The organism is endosymbiont of Bathymodiolus septemdierum str. Myojin knoll, assembly GCF_001547755.1.
Lineage (GTDB): Bacteria > Pseudomonadota > Gammaproteobacteria > PS1 > Pseudothioglobaceae > Thiodubiliella.
Window position 1 is genome coordinate 180,601 of record NZ_AP013042.1, and the last position, 25,336, is coordinate 205,936.

Consider the following 25,336-nt stretch of genomic DNA (forward strand, 5'->3'; position numbering starts at 1 on the left):
ATGCAAAATAATATATTCATCCAATACAAAACCATTGTTATTAAAGAAATCCTGAGATTTTCACGGATTTGGTTGCAGACAATTTTCCCACCGGTTATCACCACTTCTCTATACCTTTTAATTTTTGGTGGCTTGATGGGTGAACGCATTGGAGCAATGCAAGGTGTGGGATATTTGCAGTTTATCATTCCTGGCATTATTTTAATGACGGTGATTCAAAACTCGTATTCAAATACGGTTTCCTCATTTTTCCTGGCAAAATTTAACCACAGTATTGAAGAAATTCTGGTATCGCCCGTGCCTTATTGGGTGCTTTTGTTGGGCTATGTTTCGGGTGGTGTAGCCCGTGGATTTTTTGTCGGTATTGGCGTGTTTATTGCGGTTTCATTCTTTGTAGATTTTCAGATTTATTCTGTGCCGATTGCCCTTGTTACTTTCTTATTGACTGCGATTTTATTTTCCTTAGCGGGATTTATTAATGCGATATTTGCACAATCTTTTGACGATATTTCTATTGTTCCTACCTTTATTTTGATGCCGATGACTTATCTTGGCGGAATGTTTTATAGTGTTGAAATCCTGCCTGAATTTTGGCAGTCAGCGAGTCAGTTCAACCCGATTTATTATATGGTAGACAGTTTTAGATTGGGCTTTTTGGGTACGAGTACTTCTGATTTTGCAACTTCAATATTGCTGTTAATTGTGATGATTGTTATCCTTATTTCGGTGTCGCTTTATTTGCTGAAAAGAGGGGTAAATATTAAGACCTAATTTTGCCTTCATCACCTGAGATAATTCTTTGAATGTTATCTTTATGCGTAAAGAAAACCCATACACAAATAAGGGAAATCACATAAGTTGCATTTAAATCTTTGCCATTTAAAAAATAAAAAATAGCAGGAGTGAGTAGGGTGGCAATCAATGCAGACAGAGAAGAAATTTTCAACACTTTGGCAATGAAGATCCAAATCAAAGCGAAACTCAAACCGACAAAAATATTCAACGCAAATAGCGTACCTAGTAGTGTTGCTACGCCTTTTCCACCTTTGAATCCAAAGAAAATTGGATAAACATGCCCCAAGAATGACGCCAAAGCAACGAAGGTTGTTGTTAATAAATCAACCCCTAAATATTGAGCAATAAGCACGGGAATTGCCCCTTTGGCACCGTCGCCAATTAGGGTGATGGCAGCGGCTTTTTTACCGCCGATGCGCAATACATTGGTGGCACCTGGGTTATTTGAGCCTTGTGTACGAGGGTCGGGAAGTCCGAAGGCTTTACAGACTAAGATTGCACTGGAAATTGAGCCGATTAGATAGCCAATAGTAATCAAAATAGGTAACATAGCGGTCTCTTTTAATAAAAGTTTGAATGTTACTATGGATATTGTATTTATACAAGGTTTGAAGATTGATTGTGTGATTGGTATTTATGATTGGGAGCGTAAAATTCGTCAAGATATTGTACTAGATATTGAAATGTCAGCAGATATTAAGGCGGCGAGTGAGACCGACCATATTGACCAAACGCTTGATTACAAAGCGGTTTCCAAGAGATTGATTGATTTTGTGAAAAACAGCGAATTCCAACTGGTAGAAACCTTGGCGGAAAAAATTACACGAATTATTATTGATGAATTTGGCGTGGAAAAAGTAAAATTAACTTTAAATAAAGGTAAGGCAGTGACGGGCGCAAAGGGTGTCGGCGTGATTATTGAACGCCATGCATAAGATTCATATTAATATTGGTTCAAATGAAAATCGTGAGCATAATATTCTGCAAGCGGTAGAGGCTTTGCGAATGAACTTTTTTGATATTGAATGTTCAGATGTGTTTGAAAGTGCATCAGCGGGCTTTAAGGGTAATGATTTTTATAATGTGGGCGTGAATGCAACCACGGATTTGAGCATCGTAGATGTTATCAGCGTGCTGCATACGATTGAAGATAAACAGGGGCGTGATAGGTCACAACCAAAATTTTCTGATAGGGGTGTGGATTTGGATTTGGTATTGTATGATAATGTGATTGATAAAGTACACAACTTGCCAAGAGAGGATATTTTAAGATACAACTTCGTACTTGCACCATTGGCACAACTTAATGCAAAAAGCATACATCCAATTGAAAATAAAACTTATGGGCAATTAAATGCAACAATGGCAATGTTAAAATCGTATAATATTGAAACTTTAATGGAGTAATCTTATGAAAAATTTTTCACTGGCTTTATTGTTAATATTCTCAACGCTATCATTTGCTGAATCTGATTTTGATGAAGGTATTGATTATGTGGTGCTAGAAAAACCTGTTAAAACTGTAACAGGAGACAAGGTAGAGGTGCGAGAGTTGTTTTGGTATTATTGTTCACATTGTTATAATTTAGAGCCTACACTTAACGCTTGGGTAAAGAACATACCTGAAAATGCAGAGTTTTTACGCCAGCCTGCGATGTTTTCTAAGCGTTGGTTAAATGGCGCTAAATTCTACTTTGTATTAAAAGAATTAAATTTACTTGATAAACTTCATGAGCCTCTTTTTAACGCCATTCACGAGCAAAACAAAAAATTTAGATCCAAACAAAGTTTTGTTGATTGGGTGGCAAGTTTTGGGGTTGATAAGCATAAAGTCGAAAATGCTTTTGACTCTTTCAGCGTGAGCGTCAAAGTCAATAAATCTAAAATTAATACCGCTAAATATAAAATCAGTGGCGTACCAACCTTGGTTGTTAATGGTAAATATTTGGTTGATTCTACCCATGCAGGGTCTCGCGTACGAATGATGAAAGTTATTGACCATCTTATTAAAATTGAAACCAAGGTTGAATGAATCTGTTTTAGTTTTATCAGGGCTTGATCCTTGTGGTGGTGCAGGTATCAGTGCTGATATTGAAACCATTCATCAGTTTGGGTTAACTGCATTACCAATAATAACCACGCTGACAGTGCAAAATACGCAGTCGGTTACAGACATTCAAGCTGTTGATACGGTGTTCATTGCTAAGCAATTCTATCATCTTCAAATAGATATAGATATTCAAATAGTTAAGATTGGACTGCTTTCTTCTGTGTCGCAAATTTATGAAATCGCTAAACTATTAAAAGACAAAGCATTGAAAATCGTCTTGGATCCGATTGTCAAATCTAGCACTGAAGATACCTTGTTAAAAGAACAAGCGATAGTCATTTTAAAAGAATATTTATTACCTTTGGTGTATATTCTCACGCCCAATTCAGCAGAATTATCTGCGTTATCGGCGGGTAATAGCGAACAGGAAAAAGTGGCATCTCTGCCATGTGAATGGATATTAGTAACCACAACGGATGTGTCAGACAGTGAGATTGAACACCGCTTATACCAGTATGGTAAATTGAAGAAGCGTTACGCCTATAAAAAATTATTAGGTGATTATCACGGTTCAGGTTGCACTCTATCCAGTGCCATTGCTGCTTTGATTGCTCAAGATTTGTCGGTAATAAGCGCTTGCCAGAAAGCCTTGGACTACACCTATCAAACTTTGTTAACGGCAAAGAATATTGGTAAAATGCAGAAACATCCTAATAGACAAAAATCATTATGAGTTTTATTGACAATTGGCTCCGCGTAGACATTAAAGACATTAACGCATACCATGTCCCCCCATCGAAAGATATGGTTAAATTGGACGCAATGGAATCCCCATTCCCGTTGGCAGATGATTTAATCGGTCAATATTTAGCCTATTTAGCAGATGCAGATTTAAATCGCTATCCCAATCCAAATGCCCTAGAATTGCAGCAGACTTTACGAGAATTAATGGCAATTCCAGAAGAATTCGGCGTGCTATTAGGTAATGGCTCTGATGAGTTAATCCAATTATTAGCCTTGGCCTGTGAGACAGGAGACACGGTTTTGAGTGTTGAGCCGAGTTTTGTGATGTACGATATGATTTCAAAATTTACCCGCTTAAACTATCAGGGTGTGGATTTGACTGAGGATTTTGAGATTGATTTGCCCGCAATGCTATCGGCAATCGAAACCCAACAACCAAAACTGATTTTCATCGCCTATCCAAATAATCCAACTGGTAATTCTTTTGACAGAGTAACGATTGAAAAAATCATTACTTCAACCAATGCAATGGTGGTGCTAGATGAGGCATATTATGCCTATGCTGACGACAGTTTTTTAGCCGATATTGCAAAATATCCAAACCTAGTTTTACTGAGAACTGTGTCAAAAATCGGTTTTGCCGGTTTGCGTTTGGGCTTGTTAATAGGTGCAAAAGATACCGTCGAGCAATTAGACAAATTACGCCTACCTTACAATATTAATATACTAACTCAAGTGAGTGCTAATTTTTTATTGAGTGAGCGAGAAGACATTGATGCCAATGCAAAAACCATATTAGAAGAGCGCACCAAGTTATCTTCCACACTCACCGAGATTTCTGCCTTAAAAGTCTACCCATCGCAAGCAAATTTCATCCTATTTAAAGCCCCAAAAGCCAATGAATTATTCGAAAACCTCAAACAAAATGGCGTGCTAATTAAAAATCTAGCTAACGCCAAAAAACTTAACGATTGTTTGCGTGTTACCGTTGGCAGTAGTGAGCAAAACCAACAATTTATGCGTATTGTGGAGGAATTTTATGGTTAACAACAAGACCCTATCTGAGTATTGTCATGCTTATTTAAATGTTGATGCTTTTAAAGATTATAGCCCAAACGGCTTACAGGTTGAAGGTAGGTCTGACATTCAAACCATTATTTCAGGTGTTAGTGCCAACCAAGATTTAATCGACCGTGCCATCGACGAAAAAACTGACGCACTTTTTGTCCATCATGGTTTTTTCTGGAAGGGCGAAGACCAACGCATCACTGGTATCAAAAAAAATCGCATCAAAGCCTTATTGGATAACAACATCAATTTATTTGGCTACCATTTGCCCCTTGATGCCCACACCGAAGTCGGTAATAATTTCCAACTTGCCGAACGCTTTGGTATCAAAAATCCCACACCCATTGGCGATACCTTGGTTTGGAAGGGGGAAGTTGATACAACACTGGGCGCACTTTCGAAAACTATTGAACAGGCGTTAAGTCGCAAGCCACTAATATTTGGCAATGAAGACAAACCTTTAAAAACGATTGCTTGGTGTAGTGGTGGTGCACAAAATTATATGGATCACGCCATCGATATTAACGCCGACTGTTTCATCACTGGCGAAGTCTCCGAACAAAACCCCGCCATTGCTAAAGAGAATAATATTGCTTTCATCGCTGCTGGACACCACGCCACTGAACGCTACGGTGTGCAAGCCCTTTGTCAGCATTTAAGCGAAAAATTCAATCTCAAACATCAGTTTATTGATATTGATAATACTGTTTGAGGTTTTTTGGTGATGTATTATGAAACACATAAAACATCACCTTTTCCACTCAAAAACTCGTCAAATAACTGGCTATTTGTTTAATCCCACAATCTTATGGTGTGTCATTACCCCGGCTATAGGAGACTAACTTATGGGAAACATAAATAACAAGCAATCTTTTAGAGAAAATCCAAACCATGAGATTGTAGGGCTAAACAGATAAGTAGAGAAAAAGCAAAAAAAAAAACGATTATTTTCTGTGTATAATGCATGTTTTATCTTAGTCCATTATTAATTTATATTATGAATACATTATTAACAAACTCAACCCAAACCCACTCATCAATAGCAAATATCGCGGGGGGGCACATTTCTAATGTACTCAACAAACTCAAACAACTCCTCCTCTTCAGCGCACTAACCTTATCACTGAATGTTACCGCTGTTGACAAGCCTCAAAGCTTTGATAAAGAAGCCTACTTAAACCTTAACCAAGAATACAACTGGAACAACCCTCAAACTTATTACAAAAAAGACAACCAAGGGCTGCTAATACTCAAGCAAGTCGGTAGCACAGTGCGTAACACTCTAGGCGCTACTAATTCAGACAATGCCAACCAATTTGGCAGCACACTTAAAAACAACCTTAAAAACCAAGCCATTAACCAAGCCGTTAGTGGTACCGAAGGCTATATCAACAACAAAGCCAACGAATATGCCAATCAATTTGGCGCTGGTCGCACTGAAATCCAATTAGGTGGATTTAACTCAGAAGCACTCAATTACAACATTAGAACCATTCAACCCCTCTCTGAACTTAACGAAGACAGCCAAGATTTAATCTTCTTCCAAGGACAACTAACCTCAGGTCAAAATCACAGCGAACGCCGTGAAACCTTAAACCTAGGTATCGGCTATCGCAAATTACTAGAAGCAGGGCAATCGATTGCCGGCATCAACCTCTTCACCGACTATGAAACCCAATCTGCACACAAACGCGCCAGCATCGGCTTAGAATACCAAAGAACCAATTTTAAAGCCAACTTTAACAAATACCAATCACTCTCAGACAAAAAAGTCATTGGTAGTTTTACTGAAGAAGTACTTGATGGTTATGATGTGAAACTAGAAGGACAAATCCCTTACCTGCCTTGGGCTAAAATCAAAGGCACCCGCTATGTTTGGGACAAAACCACCAACGCCAACAGCGTAGATATTAAAGGCACCATTCTTGGTGTTGAAGTGCAACTCTCTGACGCCGCTCGCTTTGAGTTCGGCACTGAGAAGTCCAACAGCGCTGATAGTAACAGCTACGCCCGCCTAAGCATGGCAATACCTTTTAAAGACAGTAAGTTCACCAACTTTAAAATAGCCGATAAAGCCTTTAAAAACACAAACAAAATGCAATTGGGTGAATTTGCCTGGGTAGAACGAAGCAACAAAATCCGTATTGAAAAAGTCACAAATGGTGGCACTATTATCCTAGGTGAATACAATGCCTTTACTGTCGGCGCAACTTGTACCATCACTGACAGTGCAAGCGTATCAACAGTCGCAACCACAGGATCCGATGGCTCTGTTACCCTGCCAAGTCTTAGTATTCCAGCAGGCTTAGTGACTATGAGTTGTACTGGCGGTACCTACACCGATGAGGCAACAGGACAAACTGTTGACCCTGCACCAACCTTACGCGTGGTAAAAAAATACTCAGGCACAGGCCCTTTAACGATAATAGCTTCACCACTGTCTGAGATTGCTTATCAATTAGCAGACGCAGCAGGTGGCATTGCAGGTAATATTGCCGACAAAAACACTGATGTTGCTACTGCCTTTGGTATTAAAGGGGTTGACTTTACTGGCACCATTCCAACTGATCTTAATAACGAAGCAGCAGGCAACGACGACGCTGGCAAATTTGGTTTGGTATTAGCAGGCATCTCACAAATGCAAGAGTCTACCCCATCAGTTACCATCGCTACTTTGGTCGCAGACCTAAATACTGACGGTATTTTAAATATGCCAAATCAAGATTTGACAACTGCGATAAACACTTGTATGGCTGGAAACACAGCTTCTGATACAGACGGTATTGCTTGTAATGGCGCTTCAGGTAATCCAGGCACTGCAGCCACAGCCGTCAAAGACAACCTAGCCATTCTTGCCTCTGACAGTGTGCTAGCCGATATTGGTACTGATGCTAATACTTCTAGCACCTCTGACACCACCATTGCTGAGTTTGGCAGTATCTTGCCAGCACTCACTGATTTTGTGAATGCCAACTTGAGCGCTTATCAAACTTACATTGATGCCAACCCAGGCAGTTTTGCCTCGCCTGCCACGCAAGCTGAAGTACAAGCAATGATTACTGCGGTGAATGCTGCGGTAACTGCTGCTGCCTCTGACAGTGTGCTAGCCGATATTGGTACTGATGCTAATACTGCTAGCACCTCTGACACCACCATTGCTGAGTTTGGCAGTATCTTGCCAGCACTCACTGATTTTGTGAATGCCAACTTGAGCGCTTATCAAACTTACATTGATGCCAACCCAGGCAGTTTTGCCTCGCCTGCCACGCAAGCTGAAGTACAAGCAATGATTACTGCGGTGAATGCTGCGGTGAATACTCCACCAACTCTAAGCAGCTCTACCCCAGCTGACAATGCATCTGCTGTTGCTGTCGCTAGCAATATCGTACTAACCTTTAGTAAACCTATGATAAAAGGCAGCAGTGGTGATATCGTACTCCGTAGATTGATTTCAGGCACCGACACAATCATTGAAACCTTTGCTTTTAATAGTGCAAAAGTTACGATAGGCACAGGTGCCACACAAAATGTGGTTACCATTAACCCAACGGCTGATTTAGTGTTTAATGGTGTCTACCATATCACCATTGCCAGCGGTGCACTAACAGATGTTTCAGCCAATGCCTATACAGGTATTACTAATGCTACGACACTGAACTTTGAAGTGATTGCACAAAGTATAGACGGCTATAAAACAGTGCGCTCTCCAGATACAGATAAACTATGGCTAGATAGAAACCTAGGAGCAACACAAGTAGCCACTTCAAGCACAGATAGCGCTAGTTATGGTGATTTATACCAATGGGGCAGAAAGGCTGATGGACATGAAGACAGAACAAAGACTAGCACATCAAGCACACTGACTTCTGATATCACCAATGCAAGCACAACGCTATTTATTACTAGTGCTAGTGATTGGGTAAATGTAGATTCATCAGGTGCATCGCGCACTGCCGCTTGGGCAGATGGTGGCAGTAATGACATTTGTCCAGCAGGCTTTAGTGTGCCAACTGATGCTGAACTAGCCGCTGATACTACCGGTGCCACCACCACGGATATTATCAACAGCGCCACAGCCTTCTCTAGCTTCTTGAAAATCCCACTTGCTGGCTTCCGCGCTCGGTCGAATGGCACGCTTAACGGTGTTGGCACTTACGCCCTCTTGTGGAGTCGCTCTGCTTATGGGTCGTCGGCTGCTCGCAGTTTGTACATCGGTGGTGGCGGTGCGGACTTCGCCAGCGATGATCGTGCCCTCGGCTTTAGTGTTCGTTGTATTAAGGATTAAGCGCAGCGTGATACTTTGATTTATTTGCACACTTTGACCCTTGACACAGACATTCCGCAGGGTGGCTGGGTGCTCTTAAATATAAAGGGACGCTACCCTTTTTATGCTAAAATATCCAAATGCCAAGACAAGCCAGAAGTGTATTTGCCAATATTCCACACCATGTAACTCAGCGAGGTAATCGCAAAACTGATGTGTTTTTTTGTGATAAAGATAAAGATTATTACCTAGAATTATTACAAGAATACACTACAAAGCACCAAGTGAAAGTATTAGCATATTGTCTAATGACAAACCATATTCATTTAATTTTACAACCAGCCACAGCAGATGGGCTACAAAAAGTCTTAAAACTATTGCATATGCGCTATAGCCAATATATCAATAAACAACAAAATACGAGTGGTATTTTATGGCAAGGCAGGTTTTTTTTCTTGTGCTTTGGATGAAAAATACACTTATTACGCATTTGCTTATGTTGAGAATAACCCTGTAAAAGCAAATATGGTAGAAAATGTGCAAGATTATTTTTATTCAAGCGCAAGATTTCATCTTGGGTTGAGTAAAAATAGTTTGTTGGTTGAGTATGATATTGGCGTTAGGCAAGATGAGTATGACAATTATTTAAAAAGTATGTCTTTTCAAAATAATGATATTTTAAAATGCAATACTAGAAAGGGCTTACCTTGCGGAAGTACTGGTTTTGTAAAAAAACTTGGAAAAATTGTAGGTAGAGATTTGAGTTTTAAAGGCGTTGGTAGATCTAAAAAAGGGTAGCGTCCCCTTTAATCCAAAAACTGACGCACTTTTTGTCCATCATGGTTTTTTCTGGAAGGGCGAAGACCAACGCATCACCGGTATCAAAAAAAATCGCATCAAAGCCTTATTGGATAACAACATCAATTTATTTGGCTACCATTTGCCCCTTGATGCCCACACCGAAGTCGGTAATAATTTCCAACTTGCCGAACGCTTTGGTATCAAAAATCCAACGCCCATTGGCGATACTTTAGTCTGGAGGGGGGAATTGACGCAACACTGGGCGCACTTTCAAAAACGATTGAACAGGCGTTAAGTCGCAAGCTACTAATATTCGGCAATGAAGGCAAGCCTTTAAAAACGATTGCTTGGTGTAGTGGTGGTGCACAAAATTATATGGATCACGCCATCGATATTAACGCCGACTGTTTCATCACTGGCGAAATCTCCGAACAAAATCCCGCCATCGCTAAAGAAAATAACATTGCTTTTATTGCCGCCGGACACCATGCCACTGAACGATACGGTGTGCAAGCCCTTTGTCAACATTTAAGCGATAAATTTGGTATTAAGCATCAATTTATTGACATTGACAATCAAGTATAATATCTCATTTTTATAATCTTTACATTTTTATATAATGAGCAAAAAATTTGATGTATGTGTTGTTGGCGCAACAGGGGCTGTGGGCGAGACGATTCTTTCTATTTTAGAGCAACGAAACTTTCCGATTAATAATTTATATCCGTTGGCCAGTAGCAATTCTGCGGGTAAGAAGATAATGTGCCAGGGTAAGACTTGGATGGTGCAAGATTTGGCAACTTTTGATTTTTCACAGGCGCAGATCGGTTTGTTTTCGGCGGGTGGGCATATTTCTGAAAAGTATGCGCCAATTGCAGCGCAAGCAGGCTGTGTGGTGATTGATAATACAGCGCATTTTCGTCGTGATGAAGATATTCCATTAGTGGTGCCAGAGGTGAATCCACACGCGATTGCGGGTTATACAAAACGCAATATTATTGCCAATCCAAATTGTTCAACTATTCAAATGTTAGTAGCGTTAAAACCTATTTATGATGCGGTGGGTATTGAACGAATCAATGTCGCGACTTATCAGGCGGTGTCGGGTTCTGGCAAGGAGGCGATTTCGGAATTGACCAATCAAGCGGTTAATTTGTTGAACGGTAAGGAGGTCGATGTTGAAGTTTATCCTAAGCAAATTGCGTTTAATGTGATTCCGCATATTGATGTTTTCCAAGACAATGGTTACACCAAAGAAGAAATGAAAATGGTGTGGGAAACAAAGAAGATTTTTGAAGACGAAGACATTTTGGTTAATCCAACTGCGGTGCGTGTGCCAGTTCTGTATGGGCATTCTGAGGCAATTAATATTGAAACTAAGACTAAAATTACAGCAGCAGAAGCCACTGCAATTTTAGAAAAAGCCGACGGCGTTAAGGTGATGGATGTGCGCGGGGATGGTGGTTATGCGACACCATTTGTTGAGGCGACGAACCACGATGAAACTTTTGTTAGTCGTATTCGTGAAGATATTTCACACGAGAAAGGCTTGAATTTATGGGTGGTTTCTGATAATATCCGCAAGGGTGCTGCATTAAATAGCATTCAAATCGCTGAAATTCTAATTGAAAAATATTTATAGGAGCGTATTATGGTAGAAAAATTACCAACTAAAAGCCTTATTGTTGCTATCCTTTTGGCGGTATTTTTTGGTCCAATTGGTTTATTTTATGCTAGCGTTGTTGGTGCATTAGTTATGCTAGTTATTACTGCAATTATCGGCTTTGTTACTTTCGGATTTGGCTTGTTTGTTCCTTATATTATTTGTATTATATGGGCAATTATTGCTGTTAATAATTACAATAAAAAGATAATTGAAATTTCAAAATAATATGATAAAAGTATCCAGAAAAACCAATGAGACTGACATTGAAGTAGCATTAAATTTGTATGGTACAGGTCAGGCAAATATTGATACAGGCGTGCCATTTTTAGACCATATGCTTGACCAAATTGCACGCCATGGTTTGATGGATTTAACCATTAAATGTGATGGTGATACGCAAATTGATGACCATCACAGTGTTGAAGATATTGGCATTACTTTTGGTCAGGCGTTCACCAAAGCGGTGGGTGACAAAGCAGGACTTACTCGTTATGGGCACGCTTTCGTGCCGCTAGATGAAGCATTGTCACGCGTGGTTTTAGACTTATCTGGTCGTCCAGGTTTGGAACTTAATGTCGCTTTCACTCGTGCGATGATTGGCACATTTGATGTAGACTTAATCTCAGAATTTTTTCAAGGTTTTGTCAATCATGCGTTAATTACGCTACACATTGACAATCTAAAAGGGGTGAATTCCCACCACCAGGCTGAAACGATTTTCAAAGCATTTGGTCGTGCATTGCGTATGGCAGTTACTTTAGACGATCGTCAGGTAGGCATTATTCCTTCAACCAAAGGTAGTCTGTAAAATCTAATGCCCCAAAGTATTGCGATTGTTGACTATGGTATGGGTAATGTGCGTTCGGTGCAAAAGGCATTGGCGCATGTTGCGCCGAACGACAACATTTTCTTAACCGATAATGCTGATTTAATTCGTAGTGCAGACCGCGTTGTGTTTCCTGGACAAGGGGCAATTGGTGCTTGTATGCAGGCATTGAATGCGCATAATTTGGTTGAGGTTATTAAGCAATCAGCACTCGAAAAACCATTTCTTGGTATTTGTCTTGGCTTGCAATTATTGTTTGACCATTCACAAGAAAATGGGGGTGTTGAGGGTTTATCTATCTTGCCTGGGAATGTGGTGCATTTTCCAAAAAGTGCACTGAAAATCCCGCATATGGGATGGAACACTGTCAAGCAAACCTCAGAGCATCCACTTTGGCACAATATTGATGATAATGCGCGCTTTTATAGTGTCCACAGTTATTTTGTGGAGACGCTCGATACTGATGTAATTACAGGGTCAAGCAGTTATGGTATTGATTTCACTTGCGCTGTGGCAAAAGACAACTTATTCGCCGTGCAATTTCACCCTGAAAAATCTCAGCACGACGGCTTACAATTATTGGAAAACTTTGTTAATTGGGCGTGAATTAACGCAGAGAGTTGTTCTCCAGGCAGTGTATATATGCTTGATGATCCATCGGGGTTTTGTTTTTTTGTGAAGAGAAGATCATTTCGGCGATACAGTCCATCATCTTGTGTTCTGCTGCGTGAGGGTCTTGGACTTTTTTCACAATTTTTTGATAATACCCTTGAATGCCTATTGGCTGGTTGATGGATAATTGTTCTCTGAGAGATAGGTGTAAATTAATGTGTAAAAAAGGGTTGACTTCGCCCTGTTCTGGAAAATAATCTGACTCTATGTCATTGATGTATGTGTGATATTCAGGGTGCATTTCAATCACTTTCGTGAGCTGATCTTCTAGGGGGTCTAAGGGTTTTTTATTTAAAAATTTTTGCCATGCATTAGCAAGGAATTGGCGTTGTTGCGTTCTATCTTGTGTGTAAAGCACTTAGTCTAAATTCTTTTCTTCGTACTCACATAAGTCAAGCAAAATACACTCAGGGCACAACGGCGAACGCGCTTTACAAGTATAACGACCGTGTAAAATCATTAAGTGATGTGCGGGCACACGATATTCATCAGGGATGAATTTAACCAATTTCTTTTCTACTTCTAACACAGTCTTACCACTGGCAATCGCTGTGCGATTGGCAACACGATAAATGTGTGTGTCAACAGCAATGGTCGGATGTCCAAAAGCTGTGTTTAAAACCACATTTGCTGTTTTGCGACCAACGCCTGGCAGGGCTTCTAGTTCTTTGCGTGTTTCGGGTACTTTAGAATCGTATTTATCAATCAAAATTTTGCATGCTTGAACGATATGCTTGGCTTTTGAGTTAAACAGACCGATGGTTTTGATGGTTTCTCTCACTGCATCTTCACCCAATTCATAAATTGCTTCAGGTGTATTTGCCAATGGGAAAAGTTTCTCCGTGACCTTGTTGACACTTTTATCCGTCGCTTGTGCTGATAAAGTTACCGCGACCAACAATTCAAAAGGCGTTGAATAGTTTAATTCTGTTGTTGGATTAGGTATCTTTTTTAGTAACCTACCAAATATTTCACTGCGAGTTTCGGCGTTCATTGTTTTTTTTGTATCACTTTGATTGAGCAAATATTATACAGTGAAAACCCATAAATAGCAAAGTCATGCTACAGCATACTTTATAAGAGATATGGGTCCTATAAAAAGGATTCTGCATATTGTTCTAATTGCGCCCATAAGTTTTCTTTTTCAGGGTGTATCTTACGCATTGTATTGATGGTATTTGAATATTTATCAATTGACAAATATCCATTTTCTCCAGACTGCATACGCCCCTGCACGGTTTCAAACCAGTTTTCTTGCTCATCTTCAGTTAAAGATTCTGGATAATTTCTAGCTTTAAAATGGATTAATAAGGTATTGAGTTTTGCATCTTTAAATTTTGGATGAAATGCCTTTAACTGCTCTACACTCAGTGTTTGAATTTGATCGCAGATTACCCTATCTGTGTTATCTATAAAACCGTCATACAACAACTGGTCGGCATCCGTACTTGGTGCAGGTCTATCGCCTTCATTGCGATATAAATCTTGTGCTACTTTACCAAGTGCAATTTGATTATCTTTAATAAATTCCAACCTTTGTAACCTAATATCCATATCCAGTTGCAATTGCCCTGCAATCGCAGGGTCTAATTTGTAAACATTTGGTACAAACATTGGACTTTTGTTAAAAATTAAATCTTTAATTTGCAATCTTTCCATGCCCTCTGGTAAATCTGACTGTTTGGTGAACATTAATTTTTTTAATTCATCAATTTCCAATTCCAATAAAATTGCAGGATCTTGGTCAAGATTAAACACAATTGCACGGTCATTATATTCAGGGTGATACGCTAATGCTGTACATAGACGCGTACAAGAAAGCATAGCAGGATACATTCCTGAAGTATGCAGCATTGGTTCAAACAGTTTGATTTTATTCTCAACCGTTTTCTTTTCTCTGAGACTGAATGCATACGCAAATAATTTCGGTTGCGTGTCCTTGATAATTTTCGCAATCGCAATCGTCGCCCGTACATCTGCCAATGCATCGTGGGCATCACTATGTTCAATGCCATTCGCAGGTGCAAGTTGGTCTAATCTAAAGACAGGTTTACCATTTTCATCAAATACCCATTTTAGGCAATTGTCTTTTTTTAATGCATAACACAAGCGCACTACATCTAAAATATCCCAACGCGTATTGCCATTTTTCCAATGCCAAGTATAAGGATCAATGAAGTTTCGATATAAAGTGTAGCGGGTAAATTCATCGTCAAAACGAATGCTGTTGTAGCCAACCACACAGGTGTTCGGCGCTGAAAATTCAGTGTGAATTTTCTTAATAAATTGGTGTTCAATTAAGCCATTTTGCTCACAATATTGTGGTGTGATACCCGTCACTGCACACGCCTCTGGCGATGGTAAGCAATCATTCGTCGGCTTACAATAAAACATATGCTCATCTAAGATATTTAGATTTTCATCTGTGCGAATGCCTGCAAATTGTGAGATGCGAGATGTTTTCGGGCTCAATCCAAAAGTTTCGTAGTCGTACCAATAAAATGTTTTCATATTTATACAAAGACCTCCATGGGTTATTTTAGCAATAAAAAACCCAGTCATTAAGACTGGGTTTTTTTAATTCTAAATAAATAAATTTACTGTGGAATTACATTTACAGCTTGAGGGCCTTTAGCACCGTCTTCTAAATCGAACACAACTTCCTGACCTTCATCTAGTGATTTATAGCCATCACCCTCAATAGCGCGGAAGTGAACGAATACATCGTCACCACTTTCTTGCTCAATAAAACCAAAACCTTTTTTTGCGTCAAACCATTTGACCTTTCCTGTTGTAGACATAATAGTCTCCTTTATTATAAAAAAAAATACCGAAAAAAAACGAGACCACTTTTATAACTCAGAGTTGATGCAAAGCATCAGTACCACATAATAAACAGCAGCTGTATTCTTACCAGCATTTGCTATTTTAATGAATTATACGACGATGTGAAGCTTATTTGAATTTTATTGGGAGTGACACTCATGGAAAATCTGCGCTGGACAGGTGGCACAGATTTCCCTCTCCAATCTTTTGTAAATAGAGGCGATTGCCTGTGATTTTGAGTCAAAGAAATTCGCTCTACCGATACGCTCAATGAAATGTGACTTGGCGGAAAATTCATAAACAGGGGCTTTTAGACCTACAAAATATAAGCCACCTCCATTTTTTACCAAACTATTGTTCTCCGAAATGAGTGCCTCTGTGCCTGCTAAGTCAATAAAGTTAATGCCACTGGCAACAATTAAAATATGGTTGATACGCTCATTTTCAACAATGGTGGCAATGCGTTTTTGAATGTGACTCACAGAGCCAAAATAAACCGACATATCGATACGGATAATTTTAAGTTGAGGACATTGTTTGAGTGGTTTTTCCTCAATATTGATCAATTTGCGCTTACCACTAGTTTCGACATTATCCAATGATAGAGTGGGGATGCTTGGGGTGGAGGTTTTACTCAAAAATAGCACCAATGAAAGCAAAACACCCAAATAAATAGCAAATTCTAATTCAAGAAAGAGGGTGGCCAAGAAAGTGGTTATTAAAACTGCCGACTCTTCCATGCTAAAACTCAGAGTCTCGCGAATATGATGAAAATCAATCAAATTATAGGCAACCACCAAAATCACACCTGCCATTGCAGCAATTGGTAAATATGCCATTAAGGGTGCGATTAATAACACGATTGCCATCAAAATAATGGCTGCAAAAATAGCAGATAACGGGGTTTTTGCACCAGATGCATAATTCAATCCTGAGCGGGTAAATGAACCAGAGCCTGCGTAACTTGACATAAAACTACCGAATATATTTGACATGCCTTGTCCAATAAATTCTTGGTTAGAATTGATGCGTTGATTGGATTTAGTGGCAACAGCCCGGCTGATTGAAACAGCTTCAATTAAACCCAGTAGAGCCACAGCAAAGGCCTCAGGTGCTAGCATCTTGATGGTTTCAAGAGAGAAACTTGGCATTGACAATGGTGGTAAATGTGCGGGAATTTCACCGACTAATTTAATTTCTGAGGTAAATTCCTTAAAATACAAAGCAAGCACACTACCAACAATCATTCCTATTAATAAATTCGGCAATTTAGGTAGAAATTTTTTGATTAAAATCGTTGTAATTAGGGTGGCTAAGCCAATAGTGACAAGATAAAAATTGGTATTACCTACGCCTTGATATAAGTCTATTAAAGTGTGAAAAAAAGACTCACCTTTGGGGATAAAAATCCCTGTAATATGCTTTAACTGACTGCTGGCAATTAAAATCGCTGCACCTGCAGTAAAACCAATAACCACTGTATGCGAAACGAAATTAACCATTGCACCTAATCGTGCCAAGCCAAAGGCTAATTGATATACGCCTGCAAGGAAAGTGAGCGTCAATGTTAAAGAAACAAATTCAGTAGTACCAGGTTCTGCATGATGAGAAATCGCAGAAAAAACCACAATAGAAATTGCCGTTGTTGGCCCCGACACTAGATGTAGTGACGAGCCAAATAAAGCAGCAATAATCGGCGTGACCATTGCGGTATAAAGTCCGTATTCAGGGGGTAATCCTGCGATTGTTGCAAATGCCACACCTTGTGGTAGGACGATAACTGCACCTGTTAAACCTGCGATTAAGTCTGCTTTAATCGTGTCTTTAGTAATAAGTTTGAACCACGCTAAAAAAGGGAAAAAGTTTCTAAAATTAAAATTCATTACTTACCTCGAAAATTTTGGTTTCTTGCTGCGTCGGTTATTTCCATCGCTGCCTTTGCCTTTGTAGTTTGAACTTTTTCCTTTACTTCTGCGGTCTTTTGAGAATTTCTTGCGACCAAATTTACGGTCTCTATCACCACCATTAAAATTTGAACCACCGATTCTTGCTGTGTTATTTTTATCCGTCAATGCAACTATATTTAGACGCTTACCGCAAACCACAGTTTTTTGTAATAATGTCAAAACCTCTTTTGGCATTTCATCTGGTAAATCAACGGTTGAAAAATTATCAAAAATCTGAATTGAACCGATATATTCACTATCAATATCGGCTTCATTTGCAACCGCACCCAAAATATTGCCTGGCTTTACGCTGTTATTATTACCGACATCAACACGGTAACGCAACATTGGAACTTGTGGATTGTCTTTGAGTGGTGAGGCTTCTGTTGAAATGGTTTTTTCTTCGCCTTGCCTTTGCTCTCTGCCAAAACTTTGGGTTTTATCAGAAATCAACAATGGCTCTTTGCCTTGTGCGATAAATGCTAAGGCAGCAGCTACTTTTACCGATTCTAATTCTGGATTTGCTTCTTGGAATTCAGTCACTAATTTCTCAAAAACTTCTAAGTTTTGGTTGTTAATCGTGTCTGAAATATTGTTTTTAAAAGTTTCAATGCGTTTTGCGTTGATAATTTTGGCAGTCGGCAATTCAATTGGTTCAATTTTTTGGCGTGTGACTCGTTCAATGGTATTTAGCATGCGTCTTTCACGGTTTGAGACGAATAAAATTGCCTCTCCAGAACGACCTGCACGACCTGTTCTGCCAATGCGATGCACATAGGTTTCGGCATCTTGTGGAATGTCGTAATTAACCACATGTGAAATTCGTTGTACATCTAAACCACGCGCGGCTACATCTGTTGCCACTAAAATATCAATCTTACCTTTTTTGTAATTATTAATAATGCGTTCGCGTTGATTTTGAGCGATGTCGCCGTTGATTGCAGCCACAGAAAACCCACGAGCAGAGAGTTTTTCTTCTAATTCAACCGTCATGGTTTTAGTGCGAGCAAAAACAATCATTGCGTCGAACGAAATAACTTCTAAGATACGCGTCAACGCATCTAATTTCATTGCCATATTACTCACCATCATATACTTTTGAGTAATTGTTAGCGCTGTTTCTGTCTTGTTTTTAACTTGGACAATCTTTGGGTTGTTTAAAAACTTTTCTGCCACTTTCTTAATGACAGTGGGCATTGTCGCTGAAAATAAGGCAATTTGACGCGCTTCTGGAATGCGCTCCATTACCCATTTAATATCATCAATAAAACCCATCTTTAGCATTTCATCGGCTTCATCTAAAACGAATGATTTCAAGTTATCCAACTTCAAAGTGCCGCGTTTAATATGGTCCATCACCCTGCCAGGTGTGCCAACCACAGCGTGGACGCCGCGTTTTAACGGTCGTAATTGCACATCGTAAGATTGCCCGCCATAAATTGGCAATACATGAAAACCTTTTAAACCTCGTGCATAGGTCTGCACTGCCTCGGATACTTGAATGGCAAGTTCACGCGTTGGTGTTAAAATCAGAAGTTGTGGCGCATTTAAATCCAGATTAATTTTGTCTAATAAAGGTAAAGCAAAAGCGGCCGTTTTACCTGTGCCTGTTTGTGCTTGACCGATGACATCTTTACCATCTAGTAGGTAATTAATACATTGTTCTTGAATGGGTGACGGTGTCTCATAACCGATTTTGTCCAAAACCCCTAAAATAGAGTCAGATAATCCCAAGTCACTAAACTTGATTTGCGGTTTATTGTTTTCTTGCTTTTCTTGAGAATCAGACATGGTGTCTTTTATAGGGGGCGTGTGTTAAAGAATGAAATTATACACTATTGCGTACCTAATATTAGTATTTCATTATATAATAATCAACTTTTACGATAATAGGCGATTTTTATGGTATCGTTAAACAAATGAAAACTCAGATAAATACGGCTAATTTAGAATTTTCTGATTGTAGCCAATGTGCTGTCAGGTCAAGAGCTTTATTCAGTGCAGTTGACGAGGACAAAGTGCATATTACGCAAGAATATCGTGACAAATGCCGTGTTTTTTCAGCGGGTGATATTATTCATATAGAGAAAGAGCCTATTAATTATGCTTTCACACTACGCACTGGCTGTTTGATTTTGTACAATGATTTAAGCAATGGCGAGCGCCAGATTTTAAGAGTTGCGCTACCAGGTGATTTTGTCGGCTTTAGTCGTAACCGTAATGGCGAATTGTTGTATTCCATCAAGGCAGAAACCGATTCCAGTATTTGCTTATTTTTTGATGATAATGTCACCAAAATGATTTCAGAGAATGCTGAAATTGCCAAAAGATTGATTGAATTACAATCGCACGAAGCCAGTTTATGCCAACAACGCCTCTTAAATTTAGGGCAGAAAACGGCGACTGAAAGTTTGGCTTATTTGATTATGGAGCTTTATTCACGCATTCGCATGCAATCCCCCAAAGAGTTTAACTTTACAACGGGTGAGGCATTTTTCCCACTCAGTCAGGCAGATATGGGCGATGCCTTAGGATTAACTAAGGTGCATGTAAATAGAGTAATTACCAATTTTAAAAAGCAAGGATTGATTGCTTATAGTCGTAAAAAAATACGCGTGATTGACGAACAAAAACTCTCTGAGGTCGCACAGTTTGATATTGCGTTAATTGAAGATCCATTTCGCCAATTTATTTAAACAAAAGCAACATAAGTTATTTATTTAAAATAAATAACTCGATATAATGTTCAGCAATTATCAAAAAAATGTAGTGTTAGATGCAATATTTTAATTATTCAACTGGTAAAGACACAGGAAGGTTATTATGATTCAAGCAAGTATTCAGCGTTTAGTAGATTCGCAATATTCCCCCGCTAAATTATTTTTTGGCTTTTCAGTTTGGTTGATTCTTATTCCACCTATTAGCGCATTTTATGGCAGTTATTATACGGGCTGGTCATTAGGTATTGGCGAACCAATTCACTTGTCTTTTTCAGAGTCTATCGCTATTGCAATTTTTTATGCTATGGCATTAATCATAGCCTGGTTTTTAACCGCATTTATTATTAAATGGATGTCCAGAGTTTATGCCCCAGAGGCAACATTAAAAGACGCCTTTGCTGTTGTAACAGTAGTAACTACACCAATTATGATAGGCGGTTTTGCACATTTGTATCCTTCTGTGTTATTCCATGTTGTTGCACTTACGCCTGTTTTTATTTTAAGTGGGTATTTATTATTTGCCTCTATTCCAGTATTGTTAAAAACCAACTATGATCGTGGCATTTTTATGGGTTGCTCACTATTAGGATTTGTGGCGACTGGTTTTTTATGTTTTTTAGGTATTGTTACTACCGCTTGGGTACAAGGTATCGGCCCTAACTTAGGAGTTTAAAATTATGAACAAAAATAGTTACTACACGGATTCTACAACTGTATTTTTAATTGCCTGCACCATGCTTTGGGCGGTAATAGGTATGAGTGCCGGGGTTTATTTGGCGGCTGAGTTGGTGATGCCACATCTTAATTTTGATATTCCGCAAATCACCTTTGGTCGTTTACGCCCCTTTCATACTAATGCCGTTATTTTTGGTTTTGGTGGGTCAGCTTTGATTGCTACCGCATTTTACACAGTGCAACGCACCTGCCATGTGCGTTTATTTTCACCAAAATTAGCATGGATTGTGGCGATTGGTTGGCAAATTGGCGTAGCTCTTGGTGTGGGTAGTTTGCTAATGGGTTATACTTCAAGTAAAGAATATGCAGAATTTGAATGGCCTATTGATATTGCTGTTACCATCGTTTGGGTTAGTTTTGCTATTGTATTTTTCGGCACATTGGCAACCAGAAAAATTCGCCCTATTTACGTGTCTAATTGGTTCTATGGTGCTTTGATTATCGTAGTGGCAATGCTACACATTGTTAATAATTTGGCGATTCCTTATAGTTGGACGCAGGCTTATCCAATTTATGAGGGCGCACAAGATGCCATTGTGCAATGGTGGTATGGACATAATGCGGTTGGTTTCTTTTTAACCGCAGGTTTCTTAGGTATGTTTTATTATACATTACCCAAACAAGCAGACAAACCAGTATGGAGTTATCGCCTTTCAGTGATTGCATTTTGGGCATTTGTCTACACTTATATTTGGGTAGGTCCGCACCATTTACACTACACCGCTATCCCTGATTGGCTGATGACAGTGGCAATGATAATGAGTGTGATTTTAGTCCTGCCTTCTTGGGCAACCATGATAAATGCAGTGATGACCATGAGTGGTGCTTGGGACAAACTCAAAACCGACCCAGGAATGAAATTTGTGGTTGTGTCGATGATTTTTTATGCCATGGCAACCTTTGAAGGGCCGATGATGGCGATTAAGAGTGTGAATGTAATTAGTCACTATACCGATTGGACGATAGGGCATGTGCATTCGGGTGCGCTTGGTTGGAATGCTTTTGTAACCTTTGGGACACTTTATTTCCTAGTGCCTAAATTATTAGGCACAACAGAGTTATTTAGCAAGCGATTGGCAAATATCCATTTTTGGTTAGCACTAATAGGTGTTTTGCTTTATATTGTGGCACTTTGGGGCTCGGGCGTTTCACAGGGCGTTATGAACTTATCTTTGAATAATTATGGACAATTGAATTATAGTTTTATTGATATAGTGATTGTTACTATTCCTTATCATTGGATTCGATTAACGGGTGGCTTGTTATTCTTATCAGGTGCATTGTTAATGACTTATAATTTATATAAAACTTACTCTACTAACAAAAGTGCATTACCAGTATTGGTGAAGATACCTAAGGTTCATCCAGGTAACGAAATTTAGGAGATTTATAATATGTTAAAACTACATAAAACCATTGAAAGCAATTCAGCGTTATTAATTTTTGGCATCTTGATTGTTGCCTCAATTGGTGGCTTCGTGCAAATCGTGCCAAATTTATTTGATGAATCTTTACATAAAGGCACGGAAAATGTTAGACCTTATTCTGCTTTGGAGTTAACAGGCAGAGATATCTATATTCGCGAAGGTTGCGTTGGTTGTCACTCCCAGCAAATTAGACCTTTGGTGGCAGAAGTAATGCGTTATGGCGAGGCTTCAGTAGCAGGAGAAGGTATTTATGACCGTCCATTCTTATGGGGTTCAAAACGCACAGGTCCTGATTTGGCACGCTTAGGTGGTAAATATAGCGACAAGTGGCATGAGTTACATTTGAACAACCCAAGATCGGTTGTACCTGCTTCTATTATGCCAGCTTACCCTTGGTTGACTAAAAATAAGGTAGATAGCAAAGACATTGTTGCTAAATTAGAATTGCTTAAATGGTATGGGCATCCTTACACAGATGAAGAGATTAGGCAATCAAAATCAGCAATTGAAGGCAAGACAGAATTAGAGGCCATTACTGCCTACCTACAAATATTGGGCACTTTCCGATAATGTGGCAGTTTGTTCTTATTGGCGATATGATAGCAATGGGCTTTATGATTGTATTGGTGATGTGGATGTCAATGAAACAAAGCAAAGAGGCACAGGATTTTTGTATGAATATTCCATTATTTGACGAAGAAATAACAACAGGAGATAATAACCATGGCTAATTTACCTTTTTTATGGCAGACCGTTGTCGTTGTATTAACAGTTGCGGGGTTATTGTATTTACTATTTTTAGGTATTACGATTTACTTTGACAAAAAGCCAGTTGCGCACGAGGTTATCTGGGATGAAAATTTAGAAGAAGGACAAGCTCCCGTTCCCTCTTGGTGGTTTTGGTCAGGTATTGCTGCTGCGATTTTTGCTTTATTGTATATGGCTTTCTATCCGAGTTTTGGTAATTACAAAGGCTTATTTGAGAATGCACTTAATGTTGAGCGTTATGCCGAAAGTAAAGCAAGTATTGATCATGATTATTACAGAGAACTTGAAGCATTGAAGCAAGAAGATATAGCAACTTTGCAATCTAATGACGATGCAATGAAACTGGCAAAAAATACCTTTGCCCAAAATTGTGCTGTTTGTCATACCAGTAATGCCAAAGGTCAAACCAATTTTCCCAACTTAACCGACCATGCTTGGATTTGGGGTGGCTCATCTAATCAAATTACTCGTAGTATTGCTTTTGGCAGGAAAGCACTAATGCCACCTTGGGGTTCAGCTTTAGGTGAAGAGGGGGTAGATAATGTTGCCCGATATGTGAAGAGTATTGCTGATAATACTTACAATGAGGGTGACCATGCCGCTGGAAAAGCAATTTTTCAACAATCCTGCGTTGGTTGTCATGGTGCTAATTTACAAGGAAACCCAGCATTGGGTGCGCCTAACTTAGGTGATAGCGCTTGGATTTATGGCGGTGATTTAGACAGAATTAAGCAAACAATTAAATTCGGTAGAAACGGCGTTATGCCAGCACATAAAGACCGATTGACGCCACTACAAATAAAGTTATTAGTGGCATGGTTAAGTCGTAATAAAGAAGATAGCACGCCTTCACCAGCGTCAACAGTAACAAAAAAAGTTTCAGCAGCGCCAGTAGTGGTAGAAAAGATAGCAAATTCAACAGATCAAGTAGATGGTAAAGCGGCATATGCAGCTGGTGGTTGCGCCGCCTGTCACGGCGCTGCTGGCAAATCATCGGTTCCAATTTATCCAAAGTTGGCAGGTCAAAAATCCGCTTATATCGTTAAACAACTAAAAGACTTTCAATCTGGCGCACGCAAAGATCCAACCATGAGTGCAATGGCGGCAATGGCAGCTGGCAAAGAACAAGCAATTGCTGATTGGTTAGCCACACAATAATTCTCGACAGAGAACAAATAAAAAAAACACCTTTCGAGGTGTTTTTTTTATTTATACAAAGGTTTTTTAATAATATGAATACAATCAATATTTGCATAAATACGAACAAAGAGTATAACTTGAGAACTATACTTTTCAAAGGCCTTAAGTTATTCTTTTGGATAGCGCTATTAAGTTTCAGCCCTTCAAGTATGGCTGATAAGACGCAGGCTTCACAAGAATCTGCCAAAGCGCAATATATTCAAGCCATTGCTTATTACGATAAGAAAGATAAGAGACAGGCGCTTATTTGGCTTAAGAAATCAGCCGAACAAGGTTATGTTGAGGCGCAGTTTTTATATGCAAATAAGTTACCTTTTGAGCGCGCTATTAAATGGTACGAAAAATCAGCCAAACAAGGGTATATCAGAGCACAATATATGCTAGGATTGATTTATTTTACTGGTAGTTATACACAAGCAAAAAAGTGGACGCAAAGGGCCTATGAGAGCAAGGACTCTGCCATGAAAAATAATATGGAATCTTTATGGAAGGCGTATAAAGATCGTTAAAAAATGAATGACATAGGATTACCAAGTAAAGATGAGGATGTAGAAAAGGCAGCTAAGGCGCTAAAAGCGATGACACACCCATTGCGCTTAAAGATTTTGTGTATATTAAAGAATAATTTGAAATCAGGAAACAAGCTGAGTCCTCGCAATCCAATGTTTCCCAGCATATTGATATTCTTAGATCTAAAAATATTATTGAATCACGACGCGAAGGTAATAAAATATTGTGTAAAGTAAAAGATGAAAAAGTTTTGGCGCTAATCACCAATATACAAGCAACTTTTTGCGTTAAAAATAGTATAACTTGAATAAAAATTAT

General features: G+C 39.1%; 28 protein-coding genes and 2 pseudogenes. 23 read left to right on the forward strand and 7 right to left on the reverse strand.

Features of this window, described 5'->3' with window-relative positions:
* The gene (locus BSEPE_RS00885; protein ID WP_066042687.1) at positions 1-771 is read left to right on the forward strand and encodes an ABC transporter permease; all 771 of its coding nucleotides are present in this window, start codon (positions 1-3) and stop codon (positions 769-771) included.
* Here the strand turns inward: BSEPE_RS00885 and plsY are convergent.
* Positions 761-1,345, reverse strand: a complete 585-nt coding sequence (gene plsY, locus BSEPE_RS00890; RefSeq protein WP_066042690.1) for a glycerol-3-phosphate 1-O-acyltransferase PlsY — start codon at positions 1,343-1,345, stop codon at positions 761-763. The two genes, BSEPE_RS00885 and plsY, sit on opposite strands and share 11 nt — an antisense overlap.
* Before the next feature lie 34 nt (positions 1,346-1,379).
* On the opposite strand from plsY, the gene folB reads away from it, so the two are divergent.
* From folB to hisH, 14 genes and pseudogenes are all read left to right on the forward strand, one after another.
* Entirely contained in the window at positions 1,380-1,730 is a 351-nt protein-coding gene (folB, locus tag BSEPE_RS00895; protein WP_066042693.1) for a dihydroneopterin aldolase, read from the forward strand.
* Positions 1,723-2,202 (forward strand): 2-amino-4-hydroxy-6-hydroxymethyldihydropteridine diphosphokinase, encoded by a 480-nt coding sequence (folK, locus tag BSEPE_RS00900; RefSeq protein ID WP_066042697.1) that lies wholly within the window; start codon positions 1,723-1,725, stop codon positions 2,200-2,202. The genes folB and folK overlap by 8 nt, the downstream gene beginning before the upstream one ends.
* Before the next feature lie 4 nt (positions 2,203-2,206).
* Entirely contained in the window at positions 2,207-2,827 is a 621-nt protein-coding gene (locus tag BSEPE_RS00905) for a thiol:disulfide interchange protein DsbA/DsbL (protein ID WP_066042700.1), read from the forward strand.
* The gene (gene thiD, locus BSEPE_RS00910) at positions 2,820-3,578 is read left to right on the forward strand and encodes a bifunctional hydroxymethylpyrimidine kinase/phosphomethylpyrimidine kinase (RefSeq protein WP_083503013.1); all 759 of its coding nucleotides are present in this window, start codon (positions 2,820-2,822) and stop codon (positions 3,576-3,578) included. The genes BSEPE_RS00905 and thiD overlap by 8 nt, the downstream gene beginning before the upstream one ends.
* Complete coding sequence (gene hisC / locus BSEPE_RS00915) at positions 3,575-4,636, forward strand: histidinol-phosphate transaminase (RefSeq protein WP_066042703.1); 1,062 nt, start codon at positions 3,575-3,577, stop codon at positions 4,634-4,636. The genes thiD and hisC overlap by 4 nt, the downstream gene beginning before the upstream one ends.
* Entirely contained in the window at positions 4,629-5,369 is a 741-nt protein-coding gene (locus BSEPE_RS00920; RefSeq protein ID WP_066042706.1) for a Nif3-like dinuclear metal center hexameric protein, read from the forward strand. The genes hisC and BSEPE_RS00920 overlap by 8 nt, the downstream gene beginning before the upstream one ends.
* Positions 5,370-5,654: 285 nt before the next feature.
* A complete protein-coding gene (locus BSEPE_RS00925) occupies positions 5,655-8,942 on the forward strand; it encodes an inverse autotransporter beta domain-containing protein (RefSeq protein ID WP_162262072.1) in 3,288 nt (1,095 codons plus the stop codon).
* 119 nt (positions 8,943-9,061) lie between these two features.
* Positions 9,062-9,391 (forward strand): transposase, encoded by a 330-nt coding sequence (locus tag BSEPE_RS07790; protein WP_066042712.1) that lies wholly within the window; start codon positions 9,062-9,064, stop codon positions 9,389-9,391.
* Positions 9,384-9,719 carry a hypothetical protein gene (locus BSEPE_RS07795; RefSeq protein WP_066042717.1) on the forward strand — a complete coding sequence of 112 codons (336 nt, stop codon included), beginning with the start codon at positions 9,384-9,386 and terminating at the stop codon, positions 9,717-9,719. Before BSEPE_RS07790 ends, BSEPE_RS07795 begins: the two co-directional genes overlap by 8 nt.
* A pseudogene (locus BSEPE_RS08285) lies at positions 9,697-10,307 on the forward strand (Nif3-like dinuclear metal center hexameric protein). The gene BSEPE_RS07795 and the pseudogene BSEPE_RS08285 overlap by 23 nt, the downstream one beginning before the upstream one ends.
* A 34-nt stretch (positions 10,308-10,341) precedes the next feature.
* Entirely contained in the window at positions 10,342-11,364 is a 1,023-nt protein-coding gene (locus BSEPE_RS00945; RefSeq protein WP_066042726.1) for an aspartate-semialdehyde dehydrogenase, read from the forward strand.
* 9 nt (positions 11,365-11,373) lie between these two features.
* A complete protein-coding gene (locus BSEPE_RS00950) occupies positions 11,374-11,613 on the forward strand; it encodes a hypothetical protein (RefSeq protein ID WP_066042729.1) in 240 nt (79 codons plus the stop codon).
* A gap of 1 nt (position 11,614) precedes the next feature.
* Positions 11,615-12,196: an imidazoleglycerol-phosphate dehydratase HisB gene (gene hisB / locus BSEPE_RS00955; RefSeq protein WP_066045976.1), complete on the forward strand. Its 582-nt coding sequence runs from the start codon at positions 11,615-11,617 to the stop codon at positions 12,194-12,196.
* 6 nt (positions 12,197-12,202) lie between these two features.
* Positions 12,203-12,820: an imidazole glycerol phosphate synthase subunit HisH gene (gene hisH / locus BSEPE_RS00960; RefSeq protein WP_066042733.1), complete on the forward strand. Its 618-nt coding sequence runs from the start codon at positions 12,203-12,205 to the stop codon at positions 12,818-12,820.
* A gap of 1 nt (position 12,821) precedes the next feature.
* Here hisH and BSEPE_RS00965 read toward each other — a convergent pair whose 3' ends face one another.
* From BSEPE_RS00965 to BSEPE_RS00990, 6 genes are all read right to left on the reverse strand, one after another.
* Positions 12,822-13,244 (reverse strand): DUF1841 family protein, encoded by a 423-nt coding sequence (locus BSEPE_RS00965; protein ID WP_066042736.1) that lies wholly within the window; start codon positions 13,242-13,244, stop codon positions 12,822-12,824.
* On the reverse strand, positions 13,245-13,880 hold the full coding sequence (nth, locus tag BSEPE_RS00970) for an endonuclease III (RefSeq protein ID WP_066042740.1): 636 nt from the start codon (positions 13,878-13,880) through the stop codon (positions 13,245-13,247). It abuts the gene before it with no gap.
* Positions 13,881-13,978: 98 nt separating this feature from the next.
* The gene (gene sbcB, locus BSEPE_RS00975) at positions 13,979-15,397 is read right to left on the reverse strand and encodes an exodeoxyribonuclease I (protein WP_066042743.1); all 1,419 of its coding nucleotides are present in this window, start codon (positions 15,395-15,397) and stop codon (positions 13,979-13,981) included.
* Positions 15,398-15,483: 86 nt separating this feature from the next.
* Entirely contained in the window at positions 15,484-15,687 is a 204-nt protein-coding gene (locus BSEPE_RS00980) for a cold-shock protein (protein WP_070104545.1), read from the reverse strand.
* 165 nt (positions 15,688-15,852) lie between these two features.
* A complete protein-coding gene (locus BSEPE_RS00985) occupies positions 15,853-17,595 on the reverse strand; it encodes a SulP family inorganic anion transporter (protein ID WP_066042751.1) in 1,743 nt (580 codons plus the stop codon).
* Between the two features lie 3 nt (positions 17,596-17,598).
* Entirely contained in the window at positions 17,599-19,449 is a 1,851-nt protein-coding gene (locus tag BSEPE_RS00990; protein WP_066042754.1) for a DEAD/DEAH box helicase, read from the reverse strand.
* Positions 19,450-19,577: 128 nt separating this feature from the next.
* On the opposite strand from BSEPE_RS00990, the gene BSEPE_RS00995 reads away from it, so the two are divergent.
* The 8 genes and pseudogenes from BSEPE_RS00995 to BSEPE_RS08115 all read left to right on the forward strand — a co-directional run bounded on the left by BSEPE_RS00995 (position 19,578) and on the right by BSEPE_RS08115 (position 25,325).
* The gene (locus BSEPE_RS00995; RefSeq protein ID WP_066042757.1) at positions 19,578-20,354 is read left to right on the forward strand and encodes a Crp/Fnr family transcriptional regulator; all 777 of its coding nucleotides are present in this window, start codon (positions 19,578-19,580) and stop codon (positions 20,352-20,354) included.
* A gap of 127 nt (positions 20,355-20,481) precedes the next feature.
* Complete coding sequence (locus tag BSEPE_RS01000) at positions 20,482-21,051, forward strand: Yip1 family protein (protein WP_066042760.1); 570 nt, start codon at positions 20,482-20,484, stop codon at positions 21,049-21,051.
* A gap of 4 nt (positions 21,052-21,055) precedes the next feature.
* Positions 21,056-22,495, forward strand: coding sequence for a cytochrome-c oxidase, cbb3-type subunit I (gene ccoN / locus BSEPE_RS01005; RefSeq protein ID WP_066042763.1), 1,440 nt, complete (start codon positions 21,056-21,058; stop codon positions 22,493-22,495).
* A gap of 12 nt (positions 22,496-22,507) precedes the next feature.
* Entirely contained in the window at positions 22,508-23,110 is a 603-nt protein-coding gene (gene ccoO / locus BSEPE_RS01010) for a cytochrome-c oxidase, cbb3-type subunit II (protein WP_066042766.1), read from the forward strand.
* The gene (locus BSEPE_RS07945; protein WP_157059357.1) at positions 23,110-23,271 is read left to right on the forward strand and encodes a hypothetical protein; all 162 of its coding nucleotides are present in this window, start codon (positions 23,110-23,112) and stop codon (positions 23,269-23,271) included. The genes ccoO and BSEPE_RS07945 overlap by 1 nt, the downstream gene beginning before the upstream one ends.
* Positions 23,264-24,466 (forward strand): cytochrome-c oxidase, cbb3-type subunit III, encoded by a 1,203-nt coding sequence (gene ccoP / locus BSEPE_RS01015; protein WP_066042769.1) that lies wholly within the window; start codon positions 23,264-23,266, stop codon positions 24,464-24,466. The genes BSEPE_RS07945 and ccoP overlap by 8 nt, the downstream gene beginning before the upstream one ends.
* 191 nt (positions 24,467-24,657) lie before the next feature.
* Entirely contained in the window at positions 24,658-25,017 is a 360-nt protein-coding gene (locus tag BSEPE_RS01020; RefSeq protein ID WP_162262073.1) for a tetratricopeptide repeat protein, read from the forward strand.
* A gap of 3 nt (positions 25,018-25,020) precedes the next feature.
* A pseudogene (locus BSEPE_RS08115) lies at positions 25,021-25,325 on the forward strand (ArsR/SmtB family transcription factor).
* Positions 25,326-25,336 lie beyond the last annotated feature (11 nt).

Excerpts from the sequence above, each read along its gene's own strand:
- BSEPE_RS00885 (WP_066042687.1), top strand. The coding sequence starts at position 1 with ATGCAAAATAATATATTCATCCAATACAAAACCATTGTTATTAAAGAA.
- plsY (WP_066042690.1), bottom strand. The coding sequence starts at position 1,345 with ATGTTACCTATTTTGATTACTATTGGCTATCTAATCGGCTCAATTTCC.
- folB (WP_066042693.1), top strand. The coding sequence starts at position 1,380 with ATGGATATTGTATTTATACAAGGTTTGAAGATTGATTGTGTGATTGGT.
- folK (WP_066042697.1), top strand. The coding sequence starts at position 1,723 with ATGCATAAGATTCATATTAATATTGGTTCAAATGAAAATCGTGAGCAT.
- BSEPE_RS00905 (WP_066042700.1), top strand. The coding sequence starts at position 2,207 with ATGAAAAATTTTTCACTGGCTTTATTGTTAATATTCTCAACGCTATCA.
- hisC (WP_066042703.1), top strand. The coding sequence starts at position 3,575 with ATGAGTTTTATTGACAATTGGCTCCGCGTAGACATTAAAGACATTAAC.
- BSEPE_RS00920 (WP_066042706.1), top strand. The coding sequence starts at position 4,629 with ATGGTTAACAACAAGACCCTATCTGAGTATTGTCATGCTTATTTAAAT.
- BSEPE_RS00925 (WP_162262072.1), top strand. The coding sequence starts at position 5,655 with ATGAATACATTATTAACAAACTCAACCCAAACCCACTCATCAATAGCA.
- BSEPE_RS07790 (WP_066042712.1), top strand. The coding sequence starts at position 9,062 with ATGCCAAGACAAGCCAGAAGTGTATTTGCCAATATTCCACACCATGTA.
- BSEPE_RS00945 (WP_066042726.1), top strand. The coding sequence starts at position 10,342 with ATGAGCAAAAAATTTGATGTATGTGTTGTTGGCGCAACAGGGGCTGTG.
- BSEPE_RS00950 (WP_066042729.1), top strand. The coding sequence starts at position 11,374 with ATGGTAGAAAAATTACCAACTAAAAGCCTTATTGTTGCTATCCTTTTG.
- hisB (WP_066045976.1), top strand. The coding sequence starts at position 11,615 with ATGATAAAAGTATCCAGAAAAACCAATGAGACTGACATTGAAGTAGCA.
- hisH (WP_066042733.1), top strand. The coding sequence starts at position 12,203 with ATGCCCCAAAGTATTGCGATTGTTGACTATGGTATGGGTAATGTGCGT.
- nth (WP_066042740.1), bottom strand. The coding sequence starts at position 13,880 with ATGAACGCCGAAACTCGCAGTGAAATATTTGGTAGGTTACTAAAAAAG.
- sbcB (WP_066042743.1), bottom strand. The coding sequence starts at position 15,397 with ATGAAAACATTTTATTGGTACGACTACGAAACTTTTGGATTGAGCCCG.
- BSEPE_RS00980 (WP_070104545.1), bottom strand. The coding sequence starts at position 15,687 with ATGTCTACAACAGGAAAGGTCAAATGGTTTGACGCAAAAAAAGGTTTT.
- BSEPE_RS00985 (WP_066042751.1), bottom strand. The coding sequence starts at position 17,595 with ATGAATTTTAATTTTAGAAACTTTTTCCCTTTTTTAGCGTGGTTCAAA.
- BSEPE_RS00990 (WP_066042754.1), bottom strand. The coding sequence starts at position 19,449 with ATGTCTGATTCTCAAGAAAAGCAAGAAAACAATAAACCGCAAATCAAG.
- BSEPE_RS00995 (WP_066042757.1), top strand. The coding sequence starts at position 19,578 with ATGAAAACTCAGATAAATACGGCTAATTTAGAATTTTCTGATTGTAGC.
- BSEPE_RS01000 (WP_066042760.1), top strand. The coding sequence starts at position 20,482 with ATGATTCAAGCAAGTATTCAGCGTTTAGTAGATTCGCAATATTCCCCC.
- ccoN (WP_066042763.1), top strand. The coding sequence starts at position 21,056 with ATGAACAAAAATAGTTACTACACGGATTCTACAACTGTATTTTTAATT.
- ccoO (WP_066042766.1), top strand. The coding sequence starts at position 22,508 with ATGTTAAAACTACATAAAACCATTGAAAGCAATTCAGCGTTATTAATT.
- BSEPE_RS07945 (WP_157059357.1), top strand. The coding sequence starts at position 23,110 with ATGTGGCAGTTTGTTCTTATTGGCGATATGATAGCAATGGGCTTTATG.
- ccoP (WP_066042769.1), top strand. The coding sequence starts at position 23,264 with ATGGCTAATTTACCTTTTTTATGGCAGACCGTTGTCGTTGTATTAACA.
- BSEPE_RS01020 (WP_162262073.1), top strand. The coding sequence starts at position 24,658 with ATGGCTGATAAGACGCAGGCTTCACAAGAATCTGCCAAAGCGCAATAT.